Source organism: Rhodococcus yananensis (assembly GCF_020515525.1).
Lineage (GTDB): Bacteria > Actinomycetota > Actinomycetes > Mycobacteriales > Mycobacteriaceae > Rhodococcus > Rhodococcus yananensis.
The window spans coordinates 1-7,895 of record NZ_JAIYEP010000121.1; the positions used below are offsets into that span (position 1 = coordinate 1).

Sequence of the window (7,895 nt, forward strand, 5' to 3'; positions counted from 1 at the left end):
CGGAGGTGCGGTCCAGATCGTTGTCGGCCCGGTCGGTCGCCGTGTCCGCGTCGTCGTACGGGGCAGGCCCGGATCAGATGTCTCGGATCAGATGTCTCGGATCAGATGTCGGTGGCGACCTTCCACGCGGTGTGCACGGCACCTTCGATGTAGTCGACCTTCCCGGCGTCGCCGACGACGCGGACGTCGAGACCGGAATCGGCGAGCCGATCGGCGAGCGGTGCGGCAGCCGACACCCCGGACGCGACGATCACCATGCGCGCCGGTGCCGTCATCGTCTTGCCGTCGACGGTGAACTCGACGCTCTTCGGGTCGATCCGGGTCACGGTGGCGTTGCGGTGCACCGTCAGGCCCAACTCACGGGCGTGTTTGACGGCGGTCCAGCGGCGCGGCATCGCCATCGGCACACCGAGTTGCTGTCCCTCGGCGAGCAGCGTGACCTTGCTGCCGCGTTCGGCCATGAACTCGGCGAGTTCGAGACCGACGAGGGAACCGCCGATCACGACGACCTCCTTCGCCATCGGCAGGAACCTGAGGAAGCGGGTGCTGAGGGATCGGATCCGTTCGGCGCGGCGCGTGATGCCCGCCAGCTTGCCGAGCCTGCTCGCCACCCGCAGGAACAGCGGTTGGCCGGACACGTCACCCGAACCGGTCATGAGCGCACGCATGCTGTCGCCGGTGTGCACGTGCGGGAGGTTCCCTCCCGGGATGCCCGGTCGTTCGCGGACCGCGCCGGTCGCGACGATCACGACGTCGGGGTTCAGCGACCGGACCAGTTCCGGGGTGGCCTCGGTGCCGAGCCGGACCTCGATGCCGAGCCGTTCGATCTCGGTGGTGAGCCAACGAAGCAGGCGACCGTTGTCGGGGGTGGTCAGCGACGAGAACCACAGGGTGCCGCCCAGACGATCGGTCTTGTCGACGACGGTGACCCGGTGCCCGCGCTCCGTGGCGACACGCGCCGCCTCGAGCCCACCCGGGCCCGCACCGATCACGACGACCCGCTTGGACTCGGCGCCGCGCACGAACGGTACGAGACCCTCGTTGCCGAGCGCCGGGTTCACCGCGCAGATCGGGGTGTCGTCCCAGAAGTTCTCCTGCACGCACACGTAGCAGTTGATGCACGGGCGGATCTGCTCCACCCGACCGGACTTCAGTTTGTTCACGAGCTCCGGGTCGGCGAGCAGTTGGCGGCCCATCGCGACGAAATCGGTGTTGCCCTCGGCGATCATCCTCTCGCCGACCTCGGGAAGCATGCGTCCGACGGTGATGACGGGAATCGACACGGCCCGCTTGATGGCGGTGGCGTTGTCGACGTAGTAGCCGATCTTGTCCGGCAGCGGACCGTCGGTGAAGTTCGCGAACGCGTTCAGTGCGGTACCGGAGACGTGGATGGCGTCGGCGCCGGCGTCCTCGAGCATCTCGGCGGCACGGGCGGATTCGTCGACGGTCAGGCCGTCGGTCTCGCCGTACTCCTCGCCGGCGATGCGCACGATGATCGCGACGTCGTCGCCGACCTCCGCCTTGACCGCGCGGACCACCTCCACCGCCAGCCGGGCACGGTTCTCGAGCGACCCGCCGTACTCGTCGGTGCGCTGATTCGAGTAGCGGCTCAGGAACGCGCCGAGAACGTAGTTGTGGGCGCAGTGGATCTCGACGGCGTCGCCACCTGCCTTCTTCACACGACCCGCAGCCTCCGCGAACATGCGGACCAGCCACGCGATGTCGTCCGCGTCCGCGACGTGGTAGGTGGTCTGTTTGCCGCCCATGATGGCGGCCATCTTCTTCAGTTCCTCGGGTGTGTTGTCGGCGAACGCACTCATGTCGCTCGGCGGCTTCGGCATGCTCGGAACGAGCTGCGGTCGATCCTGCAGGGTGTCGATGCGGGCGACCTTGCCGTGGTGCGTCATCTGCACGCACAGCGTGCTGCCGGCGGCGTGCACGGCGTCGGCGAGCGCCTTGATGCCGGGGATGAACCGGTCCTCCGACAGGCCCGGCTCCTTCGTGCTCGCGCACCCCGCCGGGTAGGCGACGGCGCAGCAGCCGGTGATGATCATGCCGGTGCCGCCGGCGGCGCGAGCCGCGAAATGGTCGATGTCGCCCTGCTCGATCTCGCCGTCCTCGCACAGGTTCATGTCCATCGCCGGCATCACCACTCGATTGCTCAACGTGAGGGGGCCGATGGTGCCGGGCGAGAGCAGATGGGAGTACGTCACCGGTGCATTCGTCACAGCCGAGAACGGTATTCCCTCCGTCGCCGGCCTGCGGAAACATCCCGATGACCGGGACGGGGGGACGTCACGACACTGCCGGACCTGCGTAGACGCCGATCACGGTGCCGCTTCACGGCCGATCGTCACCGGCACCGTGGTGAAACCGCCGGCGGGGTACGCGGCGTGGTGCGCGGTGGTGCCCGGAACCGGATCGATCGATGTCGTCGACGCGAGCAACTCCTCGACGAGAACGGTCAACTCCAGACGCGCGAGCGGCGCACCGGGGCAACGGTGGATGCCGCGCCCGTAGAGCAGATTGTCGTCCGGATCGCGGTCGAGCCGGAACTCGTCGGGATCCCCGAACACCTTCTCGTCGCGGTTCGCCGACGCCCACAGCACCATGATCCGTTCGTTCTCCGGAACGACCCGGTCGCCGATCGTCACCTCACGGGTGGTGCGTCGGCGGTTCGCGATCAACGGTGCCCGCATCCGCAGGATCTCGTCGCACGCCGCCGCGATCGGACCCGGATCCGCTCGGAGTTGCGACTGCAGATCCGGGTGCTCCGCCAGATGGTGCACGATGATCCCGACGCACGCGGCGATCGTGCTGAGCTCTCCGACCGTCCAGTTGCGGATCAGCGACACGAGTTCGGGATCGGTGAGCGGACGGTCGTCGACCCGATCGGCGAGCAGTTCGGCGGTGACATCGGCGGGAGCGCCCGGTGCGGCCGCGCGGCGCTCGTCGAGTTGCTCCCGGATGTATCCGTCGAACTCCACGGCGATCGCCGACATCGCCTCGCGGTCCAGCGCGCGGGTCGCCTCCCGGTTCTTGCGGGTCCACTGTCGCAGCGGCTCGTGCAAGCGGTCGGGCCAGCCCATGAACCGGCACTGGATGTGGTTGGCGAACGGTTCCGCCAGCGCCGCCATGATCTCCGTGTCCCCGTCGGGGAGGGCGTCGACGAGGGTGCGGGCGACGTCGCGACACTCGGGTTCGAACGCGCGCATCCGGTCGGGTGTGAAATAGCGATCGTTGATCGCGCGGTACCCGGTGTGTTCCGGGGGATCCATCCCGTTCGGGACCGACAGGTGCGCCGACACCGCGTTGCTGTAGGTGGCGGGATCGTCCAGGATGCGGATCGTGTCGGCGTGCCCGAACACCGTCCAGTTCCGGTACGGGCTGTGCGCGACAGGGCAGCGGGCGCGCATCGCGTCGTACGCCGCGATCTGGTCTGCCTGGACCTCCTCGGAGCGAGGATCCCAGTCGACGGGTAGTTCGTCGGGCATCGTCCACCTCATTCGTGCCGGTTACCGGAATTCGATCGCCTACGAGTGTGCTCCCGAAATCGGACTGTGCGACGAGGTTTCCATCACACGTCGGTTTCCGTTCACCCGCGTGGTGCAGGGTGGGGTGCATGAGCGGACGGATGATCGTATCGGTGTCCGGGATCCGGGACACGACCCGCGATGTCGTCGACGGATTCGCGAAAGAGATGGATGCGCGCGGTGTTCCGCTGTCGCTGTTCGTCGCGCCGCGCCTGTCGGACCACTACCGTCTGGTGCGGGATCCCGCGACGCAGGAATGGCTCCTCGAACGTCGCGAGGGTGGCGACGCGATCGTCCTCCACGGGTACGACCAGGCCGCCACGAAGCGGCGTCGAGCCGAGTTCTCGTCGTTGCCGGAGCACGAGGCGACCCTGCGGCTGCTCGCCGCCGACCGGGTCCTCGAGGACACCGGGCTGCGTACGCGACTGTTCGCCCCGCCGCGGTGGACCGCATCGAAAGGTGCGGTCGCCGCGTTGCCTCGGATCGGATTCCGGTTGCTCGCCGATATTTCGGGAATCCACGACCTGGAACGCGGAACGGTCGTCCGGTCGCGGGTGTATGGGATCGGTCAGGGCGCCAAGGCCGAACCGTGGTGGTGCCGGGCCATGGTGATCGGCGCCGGCCGTGTCGCTCGACGCGGTGAACTGCTGCGGCTCGCGATCTCCGCGAAGCACCTGGCCGCGCCGGGGCCGCGGCAGGCGATGCTCGATGCGGTCGATCTCGCCCTCCATCACGGTGCCGAACCCACCGTGTACCGGTGGCGGCGACGCTCGGAGTCCCGCGAGGCGGCGTGACCCGCTCCCCGGGAGGGCCGGTCTCGCCGGTCGGGGGCCGGGGCCGTGCGTCGAACGGGCCGCCGGAGACACGTCCAAGGGCACTCCCGCTCGGCCGTACCCGACGGTAAGGTCAGCGATCATGGACGCAGATGTGATCGTGGTGGGGGCGGGGCTGGCCGGACTGGTCGCCACGTGCGAGTTGATCGACGCCGGACGCAAGGTGATCCTCGTCGATCAGGAGAATGCGAACAACATTGGTGGCCAGGCATTCTGGTCGTTCGGAGGACTGTTCTTCGTGGACAGCCCCGACCAGCGGCGGCTCGGCATCAAGGACTCCTACGACCTGGCGCTCCAGGACTGGATGGGCACGGCCGCGTTCGACCGGGAGCACGAGGACCGCTGGCCGCGCCGCTGGGCGCAGGCGTACGTCGAGTTCGCGGCCGGTGAGAAGTACTCGTGGCTCGCGCGCCGCGGACTGAAGATGTTCCCGATGGTCAACTGGGCCGAACGCGGCGGCTACGACGCGGGCGGCCACGGCAACTCGGTTCCCCGCTTCCACATCACGTGGGGGACGGGCCCCGCCCTCGTCGATGTCTTCGCCCGCCGTGTCCTCGACGGCGTGAACCGAGGTCTCGTCACCTTCCGTCACCGTCATCAGGTCGACGAACTCGTCGTCACCGGCGGTGCCGTCACCGGTGTCCGCGGCACCGTCCTCGAGCCGAGCACCGCGGCGCGCGGTGTGAAATCGTCACGAACCGCCGTGGGGGAGTTCGAGATCTCGGCCGGGTCCGTCATCGTCACCTCCGGCGGGATCGGCGGCAACCCCGAACTGGTGAAGGCGAACTGGCCCGAACGTCTGGGGGAGCCCCCGAAGAGCATGCTCACCGGAGTCCCCGCACACGTCGACGGCCGCATGCTCGGGATCACCGAGAAGGCCGGCGGCAGCATCGTCAACCGCGACCGCATGTGGCACTACACGGAGGGCATCACCAACTACGACCCGGTGTGGCCGAACCACGGCATCCGCATCCTGCCGGGCCCCTCGTCGCTGTGGCTCGACGCCACCGGCAAGCGTCTACCGGTGCCGCTGTTCCCCGGATTCGACACCCTCGGCACCCTCGAGCACATCATGACCACGGGCCACGACCACACCTGGTTCGTGCTCGACCAGAAGATCATCGAGAAGGAGTTCGGGCTCTCCGGCTCCGAACAGAACCCCGACCTGACCGGTCGCGACCTCAAACTGCTACTGCAACGCGTGAAGCCCGGCGCACCCGGTCCCGTGGAGGCATTCAAGCGGCGCGGCGTCGACTTCGTCGTCCGCGACAACCTCGCCGACCTCGTCGCCGGCATGAACGAGCTCGCCCCGGAAGCGCCCCTCGACTACGCGACGGTGCGGTCGGTCGTCGAAGCCCGCGACCGTGAGATCGCGAACAAGTACACGAAGGACCTGCAGGTGGTGGCGATGCGTGCGGCACGCGCCTACAAGGCCGACCGCATCGCGCGGATCGCGTCACCGCACCGCATCCTCGACCCGAAGGCCGGACCGCTCATCGCGGTCAAACTGCACCTGCTGACCCGCAAGACGCTCGGCGGTCTCGAAACCGACCTGTCGTCGCGGGTGCTGCGTCCCGACGGGTCGGTGTTCGACGGGTTGTTCGCCGCCGGTGAGGTCGCGGGATTCGGCGGTGGTGGAGTGCACGGCTATCGGGCGCTCGAAGGAACCTTCCTCGGCGGCTGCATCTTCTCCGGTCGGGCCGCCGGTCGCGCCGCCCGGTGACGTTCAGATCTGCTGGTCGGTCTCGTATCGGAGCACCCGGAACTCGGTGCCCTCCGGTGCCATCTCGCCGTAGCGACCGTAGAAGATGCCGTCGGCGCGGTCGGCGATGATCCCCATGTGGATCGGGAACGCCACCCGTGGGTTCACCGCGCGCAGGTAGTCGACGGATTCCCAGACCTTCAACCACGGGGCGGCGGCGGGCAGCGCCAGCACGTCCACGGTCTCGTGCGGGATGTACAGGGAGTCGCCCGGATGCAGCAGCCGCGCGGGGTTCTCGTCGTCACCCACCAGGTACGCGGTGTTGTCGATGACCGGCAGATCCGGATGGATGACGGCGTGCCGCCCGCCGGTGCCGCGGACGGTCAGCGACCCGACGGTGAACGCGTCGCCGGGCCGTACCGCAGTCCAGTCACCCTCCAGTGTCGCCGCCGACTGCGGATCCGAGTAGAGCGCGGCCCCCGGATTCGTGTCGAGCAGCGCCGGCAGTCGCGCGGGGTCGGCGTGGTCGGGGTGTCGATGGGTGACGAGGATCGCATCGAGACCGGTGATCCCCTCGAAACCGTGCGAGAAGTTCCCGGGGTCGAACAGCATCCGGACGCCGGCGTGTTCGACGAGTACGCAGGAATGGCCGAAGTGCGTAAGTCGCATGTCGCCGAGTATGCCCCGCCTTCTGGGGGAGGGGCACGAACTCTCGGGTGGGGGAGGCGCACGGACCGGTGGCCGGTCCGGCGCTTCCGACCGGTAAACTGCAGCATGTCCGGTGTCCGTTCCCGGGCGCCAGCACTACTACCGAGGAGCAGCACGTGGCGCGTGTCGTCGTCGAAGTCATGCCCAAAGCCGAGATTCTCGATCCCCAGGGTCAGGCCATTGTCGGGGCGCTGTCGCGACTCGGGTTCGCGGGCGTGACCGACGTCCGCCAGGGAAAGCGTTTCGAGCTCGAGATCGACGGCAGCGTCGACGACGCCGAGCTCGAGAAGATCGCCGAGGGACTGCTCGCGAACACGGTGATCGAGGACTGGACGGTGCGCCGGATCGACGGTGACGCATGAGCCGCATCGGGGTCATCACGTTCCCCGGCACCCTCGACGACGTCGACGCCGCGCGGGCGGTCACCCTCGCCGGTGGTGAGGCCGTGAGCCTCTGGCACGGCGACGCCGACCTCAGGGGTGTCGACGCGGTCATCGTTCCCGGCGGCTTCTCGTACGGCGACTACCTGCGGTGCGGTGCGATCGCCCGATTCGCTCCGGTGATGGGGAAGGTTGTCGAGGCCGCTCGGGGTGGCATGCCGGTGCTGGGCATCTGCAACGGTTTCCAGGTGCTCTGCGAGGCCGGGCTGCTGCCCGGCGCGCTCACCCGCAACGAGGGCCTGCACTTCATCTGCCGCGACCAGTGGCTGAAGGTCGAGACGTCGAACACCGCGTGGACGTCCCGCTACGAGGCGGGCGCCGAGATCCTCGTCCCCCTCAAGTCCGGTGAGGGCCGCTACCAGGCGTCGGAGCAGGTTCTCGACGAACTCGAGGGTGAGGGCCGGGTCGTGTTCCGCTACTCGGGCGACAACCCGAACGGGTCGCAGCGCGGCATCGCTGGTATCGCCTCGGCGAACGGGCGGGTCGTGGGTCTGATGCCGCACCCCGAGCACGCCACCGAACCACTGACCGGCCCCAGCGACGACGGGCTGGGCATGTTCTACAGCGTCCTCGACGCGGTCGTGAACGCCTGATCGAGGAGCCTGCGACAGGGCACCGTGCCCCGCCCGGGCGACAACAACGCGAAATGGTGGTGACCGCGGGGAATTCCCCGCGGTCA

General features: G+C 68.7%; 7 protein-coding genes. 4 read left to right on the plus strand and 3 right to left on the minus strand.

All coding sequences use genetic code 11. From position 1 onward, the window contains the following. Positions 1-101 precede the first annotated feature (101 nt). Positions 102-2,228, minus strand: coding sequence for an NAD(P)/FAD-dependent oxidoreductase (locus tag LDQ05_RS18695; protein WP_226438455.1), 2,127 nt, complete (start codon positions 2,226-2,228; stop codon positions 102-104). A 99-nt stretch (positions 2,229-2,327) separates the two neighbouring features. Beyond that, positions 2,328-3,494 carry a cytochrome P450 gene (locus tag LDQ05_RS18700; protein ID WP_226438456.1) on the minus strand — a complete coding sequence of 389 codons (1,167 nt, stop codon included), beginning with the start codon at positions 3,492-3,494 and terminating at the stop codon, positions 2,328-2,330. A gap of 128 nt (positions 3,495-3,622) precedes the next feature. Between LDQ05_RS18700 and LDQ05_RS18705 the strand changes: the two genes are divergently transcribed. Continuing rightward, positions 3,623-4,327, plus strand: coding sequence for a DUF2334 domain-containing protein (locus LDQ05_RS18705; protein WP_226438457.1), 705 nt, complete (start codon positions 3,623-3,625; stop codon positions 4,325-4,327). Positions 4,328-4,448: 121 nt separating this feature from the next. Continuing rightward, complete coding sequence (locus tag LDQ05_RS18710; protein WP_226438458.1) at positions 4,449-6,089, plus strand: FAD-binding dehydrogenase; 1,641 nt, start codon at positions 4,449-4,451, stop codon at positions 6,087-6,089. 3 nt (positions 6,090-6,092) lie between these two features. Here LDQ05_RS18710 and LDQ05_RS18715 read toward each other — a convergent pair whose 3' ends face one another. Continuing rightward, positions 6,093-6,737 (minus strand): MBL fold metallo-hydrolase, encoded by a 645-nt coding sequence (locus LDQ05_RS18715; RefSeq protein WP_226438459.1) that lies wholly within the window; start codon positions 6,735-6,737, stop codon positions 6,093-6,095. Between the two features lie 155 nt (positions 6,738-6,892). Between LDQ05_RS18715 and purS the strand changes: the two genes are divergently transcribed. Both purS and purQ read left to right on the plus strand, forming a co-directional pair. Continuing rightward, on the plus strand, positions 6,893-7,138 hold the full coding sequence (gene purS / locus LDQ05_RS18720; RefSeq protein ID WP_226438460.1) for a phosphoribosylformylglycinamidine synthase subunit PurS: 246 nt from the start codon (positions 6,893-6,895) through the stop codon (positions 7,136-7,138). After that, entirely contained in the window at positions 7,135-7,809 is a 675-nt protein-coding gene (gene purQ, locus LDQ05_RS18725; protein ID WP_226438461.1) for a phosphoribosylformylglycinamidine synthase subunit PurQ, read from the plus strand. The genes purS and purQ overlap by 4 nt, the downstream gene beginning before the upstream one ends. Positions 7,810-7,895: the final 86 nt, after the last annotated feature.

Bases quoted from the DNA above. Each gene is read 5' to 3' on its own strand.
- LDQ05_RS18700 (WP_226438456.1), bottom strand. From the start codon at position 3,494: ATGCCCGACGAACTACCCGTCGACTGGGATCCTCGCTCCGAGGAGGTC.
- LDQ05_RS18705 (WP_226438457.1), top strand. From the start codon at position 3,623: ATGAGCGGACGGATGATCGTATCGGTGTCCGGGATCCGGGACACGACC.
- LDQ05_RS18710 (WP_226438458.1), top strand. From the start codon at position 4,449: ATGGACGCAGATGTGATCGTGGTGGGGGCGGGGCTGGCCGGACTGGTC.
- LDQ05_RS18715 (WP_226438459.1), bottom strand. From the start codon at position 6,737: ATGCGACTTACGCACTTCGGCCATTCCTGCGTACTCGTCGAACACGCC.
- purQ (WP_226438461.1), top strand. From the start codon at position 7,135: ATGAGCCGCATCGGGGTCATCACGTTCCCCGGCACCCTCGACGACGTC.